This window comes from Pseudoclavibacter sp. Marseille-Q434 (genome assembly GCF_050315415.1).
GTDB lineage: Bacteria > Actinomycetota > Actinomycetes > Actinomycetales > Microbacteriaceae > Pseudoclavibacter.
The window spans coordinates 58,712-72,196 of record NZ_JBNPQH010000006.1 but is presented as its reverse complement, the minus strand read 5'-3'; the positions used below and the strand labels follow the sequence as shown (position 1 = coordinate 72,196).

The 13,485-nt window shown below is 69.1% G+C and carries 11 protein-coding genes; 4 read left to right on the top strand and 7 right to left on the bottom strand.

The window, feature by feature from the left end:
- Window positions 1–57 precede the first annotated feature (57 nt).
- The 5 genes from ACQFZP_RS17630 to ACQFZP_RS17610 all read right to left on the bottom strand — a co-directional run bounded on the left by ACQFZP_RS17630 (window position 58) and on the right by ACQFZP_RS17610 (window position 6,420).
- Window positions 58–225 carry a methionine/alanine import family NSS transporter small subunit gene (locus ACQFZP_RS17630; RefSeq protein ID WP_104310366.1) on the bottom strand — a complete coding sequence of 56 codons (168 nt, stop codon included), beginning with the start codon at window positions 223–225 and terminating at the stop codon, window positions 58–60.
- Window positions 222–1,781 (bottom strand): sodium-dependent transporter, encoded by a 1,560-nt coding sequence (locus tag ACQFZP_RS17625; protein ID WP_104310367.1) that lies wholly within the window; start codon window positions 1,779–1,781, stop codon window positions 222–224. Before ACQFZP_RS17625 ends, ACQFZP_RS17630 begins: the two co-directional genes overlap by 4 nt.
- A 151-nt stretch (window positions 1,782–1,932) precedes the next feature.
- Window positions 1,933–3,099 carry a cell division protein ZapE gene (gene zapE, locus ACQFZP_RS17620; protein ID WP_211892264.1) on the bottom strand — a complete coding sequence of 389 codons (1,167 nt, stop codon included), beginning with the start codon at window positions 3,097–3,099 and terminating at the stop codon, window positions 1,933–1,935.
- A gap of 25 nt (window positions 3,100–3,124) precedes the next feature.
- On the bottom strand, window positions 3,125–5,482 hold the full coding sequence (purL, locus tag ACQFZP_RS17615; RefSeq protein WP_211892263.1) for a phosphoribosylformylglycinamidine synthase subunit PurL: 2,358 nt from the start codon (window positions 5,480–5,482) through the stop codon (window positions 3,125–3,127).
- 134 nt (window positions 5,483–5,616) lie between these two features.
- Entirely contained in the window at window positions 5,617–6,420 is an 804-nt protein-coding gene (locus ACQFZP_RS17610; protein WP_307852981.1) for a DeoR/GlpR family DNA-binding transcription regulator, read from the bottom strand.
- A 71-nt stretch (window positions 6,421–6,491) separates the two neighbouring features.
- Here ACQFZP_RS17610 and galT point away from each other — a divergent pair, with 71 nt between their 5' ends.
- Window positions 6,492–7,622, top strand: a complete 1,131-nt coding sequence (gene galT, locus ACQFZP_RS17605; RefSeq protein ID WP_258067828.1) for a galactose-1-phosphate uridylyltransferase — start codon at window positions 6,492–6,494, stop codon at window positions 7,620–7,622.
- Window positions 7,619–8,782, top strand: coding sequence for a galactokinase (galK, locus tag ACQFZP_RS17600; protein WP_374100777.1), 1,164 nt, complete (start codon window positions 7,619–7,621; stop codon window positions 8,780–8,782). Before galT ends, galK begins: the two co-directional genes overlap by 4 nt.
- Before the next feature lie 231 nt (window positions 8,783–9,013).
- Here galK and ACQFZP_RS17595 read toward each other — a convergent pair whose 3' ends face one another.
- On the bottom strand, window positions 9,014–9,529 hold the full coding sequence (locus ACQFZP_RS17595; RefSeq protein ID WP_211892262.1) for a GyrI-like domain-containing protein: 516 nt from the start codon (window positions 9,527–9,529) through the stop codon (window positions 9,014–9,016).
- 232 nt (window positions 9,530–9,761) lie between these two features.
- On the opposite strand from ACQFZP_RS17595, the gene ACQFZP_RS17590 reads away from it, so the two are divergent.
- The gene (locus ACQFZP_RS17590) at window positions 9,762–11,252 is read left to right on the top strand and encodes an amino acid permease (protein ID WP_104310595.1); all 1,491 of its coding nucleotides are present in this window, start codon (window positions 9,762–9,764) and stop codon (window positions 11,250–11,252) included.
- A gap of 61 nt (window positions 11,253–11,313) precedes the next feature.
- Window positions 11,314–12,738, top strand: a complete 1,425-nt coding sequence (thrC, locus tag ACQFZP_RS17585; protein WP_211892261.1) for a threonine synthase — start codon at window positions 11,314–11,316, stop codon at window positions 12,736–12,738.
- Window positions 12,739–12,871: 133 nt separating this feature from the next.
- On the opposite strand, the gene ACQFZP_RS17580 is transcribed toward thrC, so the two are convergent.
- On the bottom strand, window positions 12,872–13,444 hold the full coding sequence (locus tag ACQFZP_RS17580; RefSeq protein ID WP_211892260.1) for a YdeI/OmpD-associated family protein: 573 nt from the start codon (window positions 13,442–13,444) through the stop codon (window positions 12,872–12,874).
- Window positions 13,445–13,485 lie beyond the last annotated feature (41 nt).

Here is a 13,485-nt window from a genome sequence, read left to right as displayed (position 1 = left end):
CGCGAGAGACTCGCGGGCGGGGTTCTCTCGGTGCTGAGAAGAACCGAGGCTCGCCGATCAGGTGTCGTGCGTGACCGGGGCGTGTTCGGCTCGGCCGTCGTCGTGACCACCCGACGGATAGTCGGCGCGTTCCGGGTGCCGACGGAGCGCGATGACGGAGGCGGCGCATCCGCCCCATACGATCCCGATCGCGACGATGAGCATCGTGATGGCTTCTGGGGTCATCGGGCCGTCTCCTTCTCGCGCAGCTCAGCCGACGTCGGCCAGGCGGTGAACTTGTCTGGGCTGTTGCGCCAGCGGATCAACGTCATGACCGCGCTCGCGAGCAGCATCACGAGCACAGCGCCCCAGCCGAACACGCCGATGTACCAGAGCGGGTAGCCCTCGTAGCCGTCGACGATGAGCGTCCTGATCTGCTCGATGAGCATGTACGTGAGGACGACCGGCGCGATGATGCCCGTCAGCACGAGCCACCACTTGCCGACCTGGAACGTCGACACGGAGTTGAGGTGCAGCCGCATCTCCTCGCCGCGGCGGGCGACCCAGATGACGCCGACGCAGGTGGCGATGGCGGACGCGATGATGCCGATGTTGTTCGTCCACATGTCGACCGTGTCCAGGGCGATGAGGCCCGTCGTCGTCGAGAAGAGGAGGATCGAGATGACGGCGCTCACGCTGCCGAGAATGACCGCCGCCTTGCGAGGCGACCAGCCGAACTTGTCCTGGAACGCTGACGAGACGACCTGCAGGATCGACAGCAGTGAAGTGAATCCCGCCATGACGAGCGACCCGAAGAACAGCGCCCCGAAGATCTGCCCGCCTGGCATCTCCGAGATGATGGCCGGGAAGGTCACGAACGACAGGATCGGGCCGGTCAGCCCCTCCAGCTCGCCCACCGCGACGTTCTGCTGATGCGCCATGAAACCGAGCGTCGCGAAGACGCCGATGCCCGCCAGGATCTCGAACGACGAGTTCGAGAAGGCGACGACGAGTCCCGGGGACGTCATGTTCGAGCGACGGTTCCGGTAGGACGAGTAGGTCACCATGATGCCGTAGGCGATGGACAGCGAGAAGAAGATCTGGCTGTACGCGGCGATCCAGACGCTCGGGTCGCCGAGCGCGACCCAATCGGGTGTGAACAGTGCGTTGAGCCCATCTGCCGCGCCGTCCAGGAAGAGCGCCCGGACCACGAGGATGAGGAACGAGACGAGCAGTAGCGGCAGGAAGATGAAGTTCGTGCGTTCGACACCCTTCGCGATGCCCGCCGCGAGCACGAAGATCGTCACTCCCCAGACGGCGACGAGGGGGATCAGGACCGAGGGCACGAACTGCATCGAGACCCCGGGGTCGCTGAGCTGCAGGAAGTCGCCGGTGAAGAACGCCGCCGGGTCGTCGCCCCAGCCGAGGTTGAACGAGAGCACGAAGAAGCTCAGCGCCCAGGCGATGATCGCCGTGTAGTACAGGCCGATCACGAAGCAGATGAAGACCTGGAACCAGCCGAGGCTCTCCATCCACTTCGCGACGCGACGGAAGGCGGTCGGTGCGGCCCCGCGCATCCGGTGGCCGATCGCATAGTCGAGGAAGAGGATCGGGATGCCCGCGGTGATGAGCGCGACGAGGTACGGGATGAGGAACGCGCCCCCGCCGTTCTCATACGCCACCCCCGGGAAGCGCCAGATGTTGCCGAGCCCGACGGCGGAGCCGATGGCGGCGAGGATGAACCCGGTCTGGCCGGTCCATTGCTCGCGAGGCTTGACCTCGGTTGTTGTGGATGTCGTCATTGAGAATCCCCCAAGAGCGTCGTGAGCGGGTGCGCGTGCGACGACAAGCGCTCTGCTTGCCCGACGAGCCTAGTGAATTCGAGGTGCACCTCGCAGGCCCGGCATCGAATCGTGATTCGCGACGGGCGCGGAACTCTCCGAACGTCGGGCCCTAGCGCTCCAGGAGGTGCAGGCGGCTCACCATGCGGAACGCGTCGGCGCGGCCCGCGGCGGCGGCCACGAACTCCTCGAACGACGCATCCGCGGAGAAGTGCGCCTCGATGTCGTAGTCGACGAGCACGTCGATCGCAGTGACGAAGCGCTGCTGTGGATCGCGGCCGACCGAGGCGAGGAGCGGGACGTCGAGCACGTGCCACGTGTCGAAGTCGCGCGCCCACTGCAGGTACTCGAGCGACGACGTCTTCGCGACGAACAGCTCCGCGAACGTCGCCCAGAGCTCGCGCCCGCGCACGGCGGTGACCTCGAAGGTTCGGCCCCCGAGTTCGAGGCTCGTCGCCTCGGCGGTCGACGGGCGGGTAGCGGTGGATGCGGCGCTCGGCACGTGAGTCCACGACCCGGTCGCGAATCCCCGGCGCTCGACCGTTGCCGCTCGCGAGCGGCGGTAGTCGACGTCGCCAGTCAGCTCGACGACGTCGAGCTCACGCTCGATGAGCTCGATGCCCGGCTCGAAGATGTGGTGGTAGACGGGGCTCGGGAGGAGGCCGTGCGGCGGGTAGTTTGAGGTCGCGACGACCGTGATGCCGTGCTCGAGCGCATACCGCAGCAGGCCGGTGAGCAGCGTCGCGTGGCCGGGGTCGTGCACGTGGAACTCGTCGAACAGCAGCAGGTGAGCATCGCCGATCAGTTCTTCGACAGCATTCGCGAAGACGCTGTCCGAGCCGCGGTTCGCGAAGATGCGGGAGTGCAGCTCGTTGAAGAACGAGTGGAAGTGGACGCGCAGCTTCCGCTCGATCGGGACCGCGTCGTAGAAGGCATCCAGCAGCCACGACTTGCCGCGGCCCGCCGGCCCCCACAGGTAGAGCCCGCGCGGGGGCGCCGAATGGGGAGGAGCGGTGGTGGCGTGATCTGCCTCGTCCTCACCGGGATGGGTCTCCCCGGCCGCACGCGCCTCGCGCTCGACGATCTGCGCGCCGAGGCCCGCGAGACGTAGGGCGACCATCCGCTGCCCATCGTCAAGCGCGAAGCCGGCCGATGCGGCTGAGGCGACGACCGCTTCAAAGACTCCGGCCGCCGCTTGCCTCGCTCCCGCCTCAACAGTTTCGGGATGGGCTTCTCGCTTCGGGATGGGAAGCAACCCATCCCGAAGCGAGGAACCCATCCCAAGACTCACAGCGCGGCGGTCCTCAGGAGATCGCAGCCGCGACGGCGGCGGAGATCGGCGCGGAGTTCGGTCCGACGACGTCGCCGAAGCGCTTCGGCAACGTGGCGCCGCGCGCCTCGGAGAGCTCGGCAAGCGTGAACTCGAAGAGGCCCTGGACCTCGAGCTTCGCGTCGGCACCCATGCCGTCGCTCACGCCGACGCGGGTGACGGGGAAGTCGCGCGCCTCGCACATCGCCTGGAAGCGCACGTCGTCGTCGTGCGGGACGGAGACGAGGATGCGCCCGGCCGACTCGCTGAACAGCGCGGTAGCCGCATCCACCCCCTCCTTCTGCATGAGGCCGTCGAGCACGATGCGCGCGCCGACGCCGAAGCGGGTCGAAGACTCGACGATCGCCGCCGCGAGGCCGCCCTCGGAGAGGTCGTGCGCCGAGGTGAGGAGGCCCTGCTGGCCTGCTCCGATGACGAGGTCGGCGAGTGCCTTCTCGCGCTCGAGGTCGACCTGCGGGGGCAGCCCGCCGAGGTGACCGTGCACGACGTCGGCCCAGATGGAGCCGGACAGCTCTTCGAGCGTCGTGCCGAGGAGGTAGAGGTTGTCGCCCTCCTCCTGCCAGCCGGACGGGACGCGGCGGGCCACGTCGTCGATGAGGCCGAGCACGGCGACGACAGGCGTCGGGTGGATGGGCACGTCGCCGGTCTGGTTGTAGAACGACACGTTGCCGCCCGTGACGGGGATGCCGAGCTCGAGGCACGCGTCGGCGAGGCCCTCGACGGCCTGCGCGAACTGCCACATGACCTCGGGGTTCTCGGGGCTGCCGAAGTTGAGGCAGTCGGAGACGGCGGCCGGGCGTGCACCCGTGGCTGCGACGTTGCGGTACGCCTCGGCGAGGGCGAGCTTGGCGCCCGCGGACGGGTCGAGCTGCGCGTAGCGGCCGTTGGCGTCGAGGCTGATCGCGAAGCCGAGTCCGGACTCCTCGTCGATGCGCACCATGCCGGCGTCCTCTGGCGTGCCGAAGGCCGTGTTGCCGAGCACGTAGCGGTCGTACTGCTGCGTGATCCACTCGGGGTCGGCGAGGTTCGCCGACGAGATGAGGGCGAGCACCTGCTCGCGGAGCTCCTCGCCCGACTGCGGGCGGGGGAGTGCGGATGCGGTGTCAGCCTGCAGCGCGTCGATCCATGCCGGGTAGGCGACGGGGCGGTCGTAGACGGGGCCGTCGATCGCGACGGTGCGCGGGTCGACGTTCACGATCTCCACGCCGCGCCAGTTGATGACGAGGCGGCCGGTGTCGGTGACCTCGCCGAGGACGCTCGTCTCGACGTCCCACTTGTCGACGATCGCCATGAACGCGTCGAGCTTGTCGGGCGCGACGACCGCCATCATGCGCTCCTGGCTCTCCGACATGAGGATCTCCTCAGCCGTCAGGTTCGGGTCACGCAGCAGCACCTTGTCGAGCTCGATGTACATGCCGCCGTCGCCGGCCGCGGCGAGCTCGCTCGTCGCGCAGGAGATGCCGGCGGCGCCCAGGTCCTGGATGCCCTCGACGACCTTCTCGCGGAACAGCTCGAGGCAGCACTCGATGAGCACCTTCTCGGCGAACGGGTCGCCGACCTGGACGGCGGGGCGCTTCGTGGGGCCCTTCTCGTCGAACGAGTCGGAGGCGAGGATGGAGGCGCCGCCGATGCCGTCGCCACCCGTGCGGGCGCCGAAGAGCACCACCTTGTTGCCTGCACCGCGCGCGTTCGCGAGGTGCAGGTCCTCGTGGCGGAGCACGCCGACCGCGAGGGCGTTGACGAGCGGGTTCGCCTGGTAGACGCTGTCGAACCACGTCTCGCCGCCGATGTTCGGCAGGCCGAGGCAGTTGCCGTAGAAGGAGATGCCGCTCGTGACGCCATGCACGACCCGCGCCGTGTCGGCCTCGTCGATGGCGCCGAAGCGCAGCGCATCCATGACCGCGACCGGGCGGGCACCCATCGAGATGATGTCGCGGACGATGCCGCCGACACCGGTCGCGGCTCCCTGGAACGGCTCGATGTAGGAGGGGTGGTTGTGCGACTCGACCTTGAAGGTCACCGCCCAGCCCTCGCCGGCGTCGATGACGCCCGCGTTCTCGCCCATGCCGACCATGAGGTTCTTCTTCATCTCGTCGGAGACCTTCTGGCCGAACTGGCGCAGGTAGTTCTTCGAGGACTTGTAGGAGCAGTGCTCCGACCACATGACCGAGTACATGGCCAGCTCGCCCGACGTGGGGCGGCGGCCGAGGATCTCGCGGATCTTGTCGTACTCGTCAGGCTTCAGTCCGAGGGCGCCGTACGGCTGTTCCTTCTCGGGAGTCGCCTTCGCGTTGTCGACGGTGTCTGGCACGTGGGTGGTCTGGCTGCTCACTGGCGAGGCTCCTTCTGGCGGCGCGATGCGGAGAAGTCGGGGCGTGTCCGCACCGGACGAGTCTACGGCGTTCGGGGGCGCCCGCGCGAAGGGGTGTGGATGGACGCTGGCGGCGCGGACCGAGCGCGGGGCTGCTAAACCAGCCGCACGTCGCAGCCGGCAGCGCGCAGTGCCTCGACTTCGCGCGCGTCTGCCTCGGTGCCCGTGATGAGGCTCTCGAACTCGTCGAGGGCGCCGATCACGCCGACGTGGGCGCGGCCGAGCTTGCTGGCGTCGGCGACGACCACCGAGCGGTCGGCTGCGTGGAGCATGGCCCGCTTGAGCTCGGACTCCGGCAGGTTCACGTTGGTGACGCCCGCGCCGACCTGCACGCCCGTGCAGCCGATGACGGCCAGGTCGGTGTGGATGCGCTCGAGCATCGCGGACGCGTAGGGCGCGACGAGCGAGTGCTGCAGCGGGCGCAGGGTGCCGCCGGTCACGACGACCGTGAAGCGGGGGATGGCCGACTCGAGGGCGAGCGCGATCGAGAGGCCGTTCGTGATGATGACGACGTCGTCGAGATCCTCCCGCACGAGCAGGGCCTCGGCGACGGCCGTGGTCGTCGTCCCGACATCGAGGAGCACGCTCGAGCCGCTCGTGACGAGCGCTGCCGCGGCGGCGCCGATGCGGCGCTTCTCGTCTGCGGCACTCTGCTGCGCGGTCTCGAAGGAGGTCTCGAGGCCGGCGGGCCCGTGGCCGAAGATCGCACCGCCGTGGACCCGCCCGAGGACCCCCGCGCGCTCGAGCGCCGTGAGGTCGGAGCGAACGGTGACCTCCGAGACGCCGAGCTCGCGGCTCAGGTCAGCGACCCTGGCGAAGCCGGTACGTTTGACGAGCGCGACCACGTCGGCTCTGCGCGCCTCCGCGGGGCGGTCTGGGGTCGTCTCGTTGTTCACCACGATCCACAGCTTACGCCTTCGCAAGCAGATTCACGCTTGACTTTCGAAAACGAAAGTGGCGTAATCGGAGCGTGCACTCCCTCACCAACAACATCGTCAAGCGCGAGACGCTCCTCTCCGACGGTCGCGAGCTCATCTACTTCGACGACGCCGACACGACCCTCGACCCCGAGCGCGCGCTCGACAGTCGCATCCCTGCCGATCGTCCGCCGGTCGCCGAGATGCGCCAGGACCCGCTCACCGGTGAGTGGATCTCGATCGCCGCGGCGCGCCAGAACCGCGTCATGCTGCCGCCCAAGCACCTCGACCCCCTGGCGCCTTCGAGCCCGGCGAACCTCACCGAGGTGCCGAGCAACTACGACGTGGCCGTGTTCGAGAACAAGTCGCCCTCCTTCGGCCCGACGCTCGCCGGCGACGGCTTCAGCCCCGAGGGCGAGCTCGAGGAACTCGCATCCCTTGGCCTCGGCCGCACGAAGCCGTCGATCGGCCGATGCGAGGTCGTCTGCTTCAGCCCCGAATCAGAGGGGTCGTTCGCCTCGCTCTCGCTCTCGCGCGCTCGCACGGTCGTCGAGGCATGGGCTGACCGCACCGCCGCGCTCTCGCAGCTGCCCGGCGTGCAGCAGGTCTTCCCGTTCGAGAACCGCGGCAAGGACATCGGCGTCACGCTGCACCACCCGCACGGCCAGATCTACTCGTACCCCTACGTCACGCCGCGCACTGCTGCGCTCATCCGCTCTGTCGAGAAGTACGGGCCGACGCTCTTCCAGGACATCCTCGACTTCGAGCAGGCCTCCGAGCGGATGCTCATCCGCGGCGAGCACGTCACGTTCTTCGTGCCCTTCGCCGCGCGGTGGCCGCTGGAGGTGCACATGCTCCCGCACCGCCACGTCGCCGACCTCGCCGAGACGACGCCAGAGGAGCGCGACGAGATCGCCCGCGAGTACCGCCGCGTGCTGCGCGCCCTCGACGCGATCTACGACACCCCGACCCCCTACATCGCCGCGTGGCACCAGGCGCCCGTCAACTCGCATCGGGATGACGTCAGGCTCATGCTGCAGATCACCTCGCCTCGGCGTGCGGAGGACAAGCTCAAGTTCCTCGCCGGTTCCGAGTCGGCGATGGGGGCCTTCATCGGCGACGTCCCGCCTGAAGCCACGGCGGGCCTCCTGCGCGCGGCGCTCGCGAAGGTGGACGCAGCGTGACCCGGCCAGAGCTGGCGACGGCGGCGACGGATGCGTTCGCGCGCATCCACGGCGGCGCGCCAGACGGCCTGTGGTCGTCGCCGGGCCGAGTGAACCTGATCGGCGAGCACACCGACTACAACGAGGGCTTCGTGTTCCCGTTCGCGATCAACCGGCACACGGTGGTCGCCGCGAGGCTGCGCGACGACCGGATCGTCCGCGTCTCGAGCGGCCTCCGCGACGGCGTCGAGGAGGTCGCCATCGACGATCTGGCGCCGGATGCGCTCGGCGGCTGGTCCGCGTACGCGCTCGGGGTCATCTGGGCCGCGGGCCAGCTGGGCGCAGACCTCAGCGAAGCCCGGGGGCTCGACCTGCACGTCGAGTCGGATGTGCCCCTCGGGGCAGGGCTGTCCTCATCCGCCGCCCTCGAGGGGGCCGTTGCGGTCGCGATCGACGAGCTGTGGGGCCTCGGGCTCGACCGCCGGACACTCGCTCGCATCGGGCGCCTCGCCGAGAACGAGGCCGTCGGCGCCCCGACCGGGATCATGGACCAGTCGGCGGTGCTGCTCGGCCAGCGCGACTCGGGTGTGCTGCTCGACTGCCGTTCGCTCGAGTCGACCATCGTGCCGCTCGCGTTCGAGGCGCAGGGGCTCGCGGTGCTCGTCATCGACACCCGCGTCGAGCATGCCCACGCGAACGGCGGCTACGCCGAACGGCGAGCCTCGTGCGAGCGCGGGGCTGCGGGGCTGGGCGTCTCATCGCTGCGCGACGTGGCCGTCGACGACCTGGAGCGCGCCGAGCAGGTCCTGGATGAGGAGACGTTCCGCCGGGTGCGCCACATCGTCACCGAGAACGCAAGGGTTCTTGCCGTCGTGGACGCGCTCCGCGACAGTGGCCCGCGCAGCATCGGCCCGCTGCTCGCCGAGTCCCACGCATCGATGCGCGACGATTTCGAGATCTCCGTGCCGGAACTCGACCTCGCGGTATCGACGGCCGTCGCTGCAGGTGCCATCGGCTCGCGCATGACGGGCGGCGGCTTCGGGGGAGCGGCCATCGCGCTCGTGGAACGCGACGACCTCGCCTCCATCTCGCAGCGCATCCACGAGGCCTTTGCCGCCGCGGGGTTCACGGAGCCGGCGACGTTCGAGGTGCTCCCCTCCCAGGGCGCTACCCGCGTCTGAGCCGCGCCCCGACGCCCGCTGGCTCCTGCCCGGCTGGCTCCTCCGCTCCAGCTCGTCTAGCGGAGCCGCTTGCCAGACCTGGGCCTTGCGCATCCGCTGCAGGTTGAGCGGCTGCGCTTGCCACAGGTCTGATGCCTTGCCGGGACTTCTCGGCGCAGACGTCGGGCTCGCGCATCCGCTCGCCGGAAAGCGGATGCGCGCGGCCCAGGTCTGCGGCTCGGGCGCCCGCTGTTACTCGCGCGGGGCGAGCGACACGATGAGGTCGGTGCGCAGGTCGTCGGGGTTCATGTCGGGGCTCGGCTCGGTGACGTAGATCTCCACCATCGAACCGGGGGCCTCGCCGGAGTCGGCGACATCCTGCATCAGGCGACCCCATGATTCGCCGAGGCCATCGAACGAGCCGAGGTGCGTGGCACCGGCCGCCGGACCGGCTGGCAACCAGGAATTCTGGATGGCGATGTCGCCGACGATGATCTTCTCCCGCACCGACTCGGTGACGGGGAAGCCGATCTCCACGTCGAAGGTCTGCGACGGGTCGCCGTGGTAGACGGCCAGCGCGGGCCCCGCCGGATGCACTTTGTCGGCCCCGATCGCTGCGCCCATCGCCTGGAACGTCGTGTCGAAGAGCGCGCGCAGGTCGCCCATGCTGACGTTGTCGTAGCGCGCGACCGCCAGGGGGACGGCGGTCAGCTCGAAGCGCTCGACGCCTTGGCGGGGCGATTCGGGCAGCGGAAGTGTCTCTGGCATGGTGTCCTCCTCGACGTCCCGCTCAGGCGGGAGCAGATGCTTGACGCCAACCTAGGGCAAGCAGCCGTATGCCGACGCCAGGTTCGGTGTTCTCGCGGGAACTTCTCCACAAGGACCGGAACTCGACGCGCTCGGTGCGCGGCCGAGGCGCTACGATCGCGCAGGTGACGCGCCGGTGCAGGAGACGGTCGGGTGGATGCGCCACCGGAACCACGAGAGACACGAGCTGCGCATGAACACCGTCGAGAACAACGGCATCGACACCGGGGCGACGCAGAAGCGGCCGCTTGCGCGGGCGCTCACGGCCCGGCACATCCGCTTCATGGCGCTCGGCTCGGCGATCGGAACGGGCCTCTTCTACGGCTCGTCGGCCGCGATCCAGGCCGCAGGCCCCGCCGTGCTGCTCGCGTACATGATCGCCGGCGCCGCCGTCTTCATGGTGATGCGTGCGCTCGGCGAGATGACCGTGCGTCACCCCGTGACCGGCTCGTTCGGGCAGTTCGCGAACCGCTACCTCGGCGCGCGCTGGGGCTTCATCACCGGCTGGACGTACGCGTTCGAGATGATCGTCGTCGCGATCGCCGACGTCACCGCCTTCGGCGTCTACATGGGCTTCTGGTACCCGGACGTCGCGCGCTGGGTGTGGATCGTCGCCGTCATCCTCTTCATCGCCGCCATCAACCTGCTCGGCGTGCGCGCATTCGGGGAGCTCGAGTTCTGGCTCGCCCTCGTCAAGGTCACGGCGATCATCGCCATGATCGCGGGTGGCATCGCGATCATCATCTTCGGCTTCAGCAACCAGTCACCGGATGCGTCCGGCATCGGCGCGCTCTTCAACCCGGCGACGGGCGGCTTCTTCCCGATGGGCATCGAGGGAGTCATCGCCTCCTTCGCGATCGTGGTCTTCGCGTTCGGCGGCATCGAGATCATCGGCATCACGGCGGGTGAAGCGCAGGACCCGAAGCGCGTCATCCCGAAGGCCATCAACAGCGTGCCGCTGCGCATCCTCCTCTTCTACGTGGGCGCGCTCGCGGTCATCATGATGCTCGCGCCGTGGAACACGATCACGGGAGACGCGAGCCCGTTCGTCTCGATCTTCGACGGCCTCGGGATCCCCGCGGCCCCGCACATCCTGAACTTCGTGGTCATCACGGCAGCGCTCTCGGCCATCAACTCGGACGTGTTCGGGGCCGGCCGCATGATCTACGGCCTCGCCGAGCAGGGGCAGGCGCCGCGCGTGTTCCTGCGCGTCTCGAGGAACGGCGTGCCGTGGGCGACGGTCGCGCTCATGGTCGCGGCGCTCGCGGTCGGCGCGTGGATGAACGCCGTGATCCCCGAGGACGTGTTCCTTGTGATCGCGTCCATCGCGACGTTCGCGACGGTGTGGGTGTGGATCATGATCGTCTGCTCGCACATCGCGATGAAGCGGGACATCGCACGCGGCGGCCGCAGCGCATCCGAGTTCCCCGTGCCGCTGTGGCCGTACGCATCGTGGGCGACGCTCGGGTTCCTCGTGTTCGTGCTCGGCGTGCTCGGCTGGTTCGAGAACACGCGCGTCGCCCTCGTGGTCGGAGCCGTCTGGTTGGCGCTGCTGCTCGTCGCCTACCAGTTCGCCGTCGGCACGGCCGGCAAGCGCCGCGCCGACCTCGTCGACGAGACGCGAGCAGTGGAGGTGCAGGCCGGCGGGCCTACGCCGCAAGTCAAGGGCACCCCGCGCGACTGACCCGCCCCGATACGATGGGGACGCACACTCCCGGCACGACAGACGACTGAGGCGCCAGATCTTGCAATTCATCTCAACACGCGGCGGCACGCTCGGCGCATACTCCGACGTTCTCCTCGAGGGCCTCGCCCCGAACGGCGGGCTCGCCGTCCCGGAGCTGCTGCCGCAGTTCACGAACGACGACCTCGAGCGGTGGCGGCCGCTCGACTACGCCGGTCTCGCGACCGAGGTGCTCGCGCTGTTCGCGACCGACATCCCCCGCGAAGACCTCGAGCAGCTGACGGCGCACGCCTACGGCGAGGGCCGCTTCGCCTCCGAGGATGTCGTCCCGCTGCAGAAGCTGGATGCGCAGCTCACGCTCGTGGGCCTGTCCGAGGGGCCGACCCTCGCGTTCAAGGACATGGCCATGCAGTACCTGGGCCAGACCCTCGACTACGTGCTCGCCAAGCGCGACCGCGTGCTCAACGTGCTCGGCGCGACCTCGGGCGACACCGGCTCGGCCGCGGAGCACGCCCTGCGCGGACGCGAGCGCGTCTCCGTCTTCATGCTCTCCCCGCAGGGCCGCATGAGCGCGTTCCAGCGCGCGCAGATGTACTCGCTGCAGGACGAGAACGTGCACAACATCGCCGTCAAGGGCGTCTTCGACGACTGCCAGAACCTCGTGAAGCGCCTCGCTGAAGACATCGACTTCAAGCGCGGCAACAACATCGGCGCCGTCAACTCCATCAACTTCGGCCGCATCTCGGCCCAGATCGCCTACTACGTGTGGGCGTGGCTGCGAGCCACCGACGAGCTGTCGGCGGATGCTCGCGACGGCTTCGAGGTGTCGTTCGCGGTGCCGTCCGGCAACTTCGGCAACATCCTCTCCGGCCTGTACGCGAAGCTCATGGGCCTGCCCGTGCGCAAGCTCGTGCTCGCCGTCAACGAGAACAACGTGCTCGACGAGTTCTTCCGCACGGGCTTCTACCGCCCGCGCAACGCCGAGAATACGCTCGCCACGTCGAGCCCCTCGATGGACGTGTCGCGCGCGTCGAACCTCGAGCGCTTCGTGTTCGAGCTGCTCGGTCGCGACGGCGGGGGCACGGCAGCCGCGTGGAGCGAGCTGGCCGAGACGGGCGAGATCGACCTGTCGGTGGCGCAGCACACGTTCGAGCCGCTCTTCGGCATCGTCAGCGGAACGAGCACCCACGCCGACCGTCTCGCGACGATCCGCAGCGTGCACGACGCATCCGGTGTCACGATCGACCCGCACACAGCCGACGGCGTGAAGGTCGCGCGCGAGCACCTCGAGGACGGCGTTCCCATGCTCGTGCTCGAGACCGCGAAGCCGCAGAAGTTCGCCGACACGATCTCCGAGGCGCTCGGCGCCGAGGTCGAGGTCGACGCGGAGACGCGGGCGCTCCTCGACGCGCCCCAGCGGGTCGTCGAGCTCGACGACGACGAGCAGCTCCTGCGCGACTTCATCGCGGAGCGCGTGCTGCGCTAACGCCCAGCCCCATCCGGGCGTACACGTATGGAAAATGCATGCTCCTTGCACCGGGAGCATGCATTTTTCGTAGGTCTGCGCCGCAGCGGGCGGGTGCGGGAGGCAGTCGCGCGCGGGGGCGCCCGCGAGCCGCCTACTTGTAGTGGTGCTCCGCGCGGGCGGCCTTCTCGACGACGTCCTGGATGCGCGCGGCGCGGATCGCTGGCGTCTTGATGCCGGTGATGCGGAAGATGACCTGGAAGCGCTCCTGCTTCTTCATCGCCTCGAAGAAGGCGAGGGCGGCTGGGTTCGCGTCGAGTGCCGCCTGCAGGTCGGCGGGCACCACTGCGTCCTTGACCCGGTAGGCGGCGTCCCACCGGCCGTCGGCCTTCGCCCGCTCGATCTCCGCGAGGCCGCCCGGCTGCATCCGCCCCTCTTCGATGAGGCGGGCCACGTGCCCGACGTTGATCTGCGACCACGGGCTGTTCTTCCGCCGTGGCGTGAACGCCTGCAGCATGTAGTCGTCGTCGAATCGCGCCGACTGGCCGTCGATCCACCCGTAGCAGAGCGCCACTTCGAGCGCCTCCTGCCAGGTGATGCCCGGCGCCTTCGAGAGCTTCTTGCGCAGCTTCAGCCGCACGCCGCCGTCGTCGGGGTCGGCAGCGAGAAACGCCTCCCACTGCTCGATCGTGAACTCGTGGATGGGTTTGTCGGCAAAGCTCACCATGCCGTCATCCTAGGAGGCCGTCGGACAGGCTGGCGCTGTCC

What these genes read in the sequence shown, in the direction of transcription:
- ACQFZP_RS17625 (WP_104310367.1), bottom strand. Translation starts at nt 1,781, where the DNA reads ATGACGACATCCACAACAACCGAGGTCAAGCCTCGCGAGCAATGGACC.
- zapE (WP_211892264.1), bottom strand. Translation starts at nt 3,099, where the DNA reads ATGGGTTCCTCGCTTCGGGATGGGTTGCTTCCCATCCCGAAGCGAGAA.
- ACQFZP_RS17590 (WP_104310595.1), top strand. Translation starts at nt 9,762, where the DNA reads ATGAACACCGTCGAGAACAACGGCATCGACACCGGGGCGACGCAGAAG.
- ACQFZP_RS17630 (WP_104310366.1), bottom strand. Translation starts at nt 225, where the DNA reads ATGACCCCAGAAGCCATCACGATGCTCATCGTCGCGATCGGGATCGTA.
- ACQFZP_RS17580 (WP_211892260.1), bottom strand. Translation starts at nt 13,444, where the DNA reads ATGGTGAGCTTTGCCGACAAACCCATCCACGAGTTCACGATCGAGCAG.
- ACQFZP_RS17595 (WP_211892262.1), bottom strand. Translation starts at nt 9,529, where the DNA reads ATGCCAGAGACACTTCCGCTGCCCGAATCGCCCCGCCAAGGCGTCGAG.